The sequence below is a fragment of the Archangium sp. genome (assembly GCF_036388035.1).
GTDB lineage: Bacteria > Myxococcota > Myxococcia > Myxococcales > Myxococcaceae > Archangium.
The window spans coordinates 1-1943 of sequence record NZ_DASVSO010000589.1 but is presented as its reverse complement, the minus strand read 5'-3'; the positions used below and the strand labels follow the sequence as shown (position 1 = coordinate 1943).

At 71.4% G+C, this 1943-nt stretch carries 3 protein-coding genes; 2 read left to right on the top strand and 1 reads right to left on the bottom strand.

What is annotated here, in order from left to right; all coding sequences use genetic code 11:
• Nucleotides 1-353: PAS domain-containing protein (locus VF697_RS24080; RefSeq protein WP_331098820.1), on the bottom strand; the 353-nt coding region annotated here is incomplete at its 3' end.
• Nucleotides 354-651: 298 nt separating this feature from the next.
• Here VF697_RS24080 and VF697_RS24075 point away from each other — a divergent pair.
• Both VF697_RS24075 and VF697_RS24070 read left to right on the top strand, forming a co-directional pair.
• Nucleotides 652-1113 (top strand): hypothetical protein, encoded by a 462-nt coding sequence (locus tag VF697_RS24075; protein ID WP_331098818.1) that lies wholly within the window; start codon nucleotides 652-654, stop codon nucleotides 1111-1113.
• On the top strand, nucleotides 1110-1808 hold the full coding sequence (locus tag VF697_RS24070) for a GAF domain-containing protein (RefSeq protein WP_331098816.1): 699 nt from the start codon (nucleotides 1110-1112) through the stop codon (nucleotides 1806-1808). The genes VF697_RS24075 and VF697_RS24070 overlap by 4 nt, the downstream gene beginning before the upstream one ends.
• Nucleotides 1809-1943: the final 135 nt, after the last annotated feature.

Below are 1943 nucleotides of genomic sequence, written 5' to 3'. Positions count from 1 at the left end.
AGCTGCTTGAGCGGTGTCACATCCCGGAGGAGGACGAGCAGTCCCTCCGCGGTAGGAAACACCCGTGCCTCCAGCCACGCCCCCAGGGACGCGAGGTGCTCCTCCACGGTGGCCGGCTGACCGTCGGCGAGTGCGCGGTGGCAGGCCCGGCCCAGCTCCGTCTCCTCCAACCCTGGGAGCTCGGCCCACAGCACGCGGCCCAGGAGCTCTCCCCGGGGGCGACCGAGCAGGCGTTCCGCGCTGGTGTTGAGCCAGATGGGTCGTCCCTGGACGTCGAGTGCGAGCACTCCGTCCGTGACGACCTCCAGGAGCTGCTCGAGCCGCGGCGGCGCGACGCCCTGCGTGTCCGTCATGGGGAACATGCGGGAAAGGGTGACAGGGTGGCGGCGCGGTCGCGCACCCCCCCTGGGCCCAACGATCGGCAGTGAACGAGCGACGGCGGAATTCCCGAGGTCCCGGGGCGGCGAGCGTTGGGCGGCGTACATCCCGGAGCGCGGACGGACGGGTGTGGCGAAGTGCCACAGTCCCGAAGTGCCCCAGGGCCCGGTGTGTCAGGGAGTTGTGGCGGGACGCTACACCCCGCGCGCCCCGAGTGCCGGGAGTCTCCGAGGGAAGGGGACTGGCACGCCCGTCGCATTACCTCCTCCCGTCATGATGAACCGGGTCGAGACGTTGAAGAAGGACCATGGCCGCCTGCGGGTGCTGCTGCTCGCCTGCGACGGGGCGAGCCCCGTGGAGTTGCCGGGCCTGCTGCGCCAGCTCCACGATACCTTCCTGGTGCACCAGCGGGCCAAGGAGCAGCTCTACGACACCGTGGTCGCCACCTGCCGCGAGGCGCAGGACGCGAGCACGCTCACCCTGCTGACCATCTTCCGCACCAACCTGACGGTGATGTCCAACGCGGTGCACGGCTTCTTCGTGAACGTGGATCCGGAGCCGGTTCGGCTGCGGCAGCGCTTCCGCTCGGTGTCCGACGCCCTGCGCTCCCTGATGGACATCGAGGAGAAGTCCGTCTTCCCGCTCTGCCTGCGCCAGCACGCCCGCTCGCGGCCCGTCGAGTCCATCTACTCCCAGTCCTACTCCCCGTCGCTGCGCCACACAGGTGGACGATGAGCACCCGACTTCCCCATGATCTCTCCGCGCTCGATGAGCTCGGGCGGCTGTCCACCTTCGACTCCGCACTGCTCGACCGGGCCCCGGATCCGGAGCTTCAGGCGCTGGTGACCGCGGCCTCCACGCTGAGCGGCTTCCCCATCGCGTTGGTGAGCCTGGTGGCCCGGCAGATCCAGTTCTTCCGGGCGCAGGTGGGGCTGCCCGCGGACCTCGCGGTGGCGCGCGCCACCGACCGGTGCACGTCCTTCTGCCAGTTCGTGGTGGCCAGCGACCAGTGCCTGCTGATCGAGGACGCCACGCGCGAGCCCGGCCTGCCGAAGGACCTGGTGGAGCGCTACGGCATTCGGGCCTACGCGGGCTTCCCGCTGCGGGTGATGGGCCGGACCGTGGGCGCCTTCTGCATCATCGACGCGCAGCCGAGGCGGCTGGAGCCCACGGTGGTCGGACAGCTGAAGGCGCTGGCGCGCAAGGCCAGCGCCCGCCTGGAGGCGCTCGCGCGGCAGGTGCCGACGGCCCAGGTCTGCTCCGGACCCGAGCAGAAGGCCCACCGCGCCTGGCTGGCGGTCGCCGAGGCCCAGCCGTTGCTGTACCTCAGCGAGCAATTCGCCAGCGGGAAGCTCTCGCTCGAGGAGTTCCAGCGCGGAATGGGGGCCCTCTCGGGCCTCCTGGGAACGGGCGCCAGCAGCGCGTTCTGACTCAACCGAGCAGCGAGGCCACGAGGGTCGGCCAGTCGGTGGTGGGAGGCAGCCGGCCCTCGGCGTGCTCGGGGCGACCTCCGCCGCGTCCACCGGTGGCCTCGGCGGCGCGCTTGAGGAAGGCGCCGCACCCGA

Bases quoted from the DNA above. Each gene is read 5' to 3' on its own strand.
- VF697_RS24075 (WP_331098818.1), top strand. From the start codon at position 652: ATGATGAACCGGGTCGAGACGTTGAAGAAGGACCATGGCCGCCTGCGG.
- VF697_RS24070 (WP_331098816.1), top strand. From the start codon at position 1,110: ATGAGCACCCGACTTCCCCATGATCTCTCCGCGCTCGATGAGCTCGGG.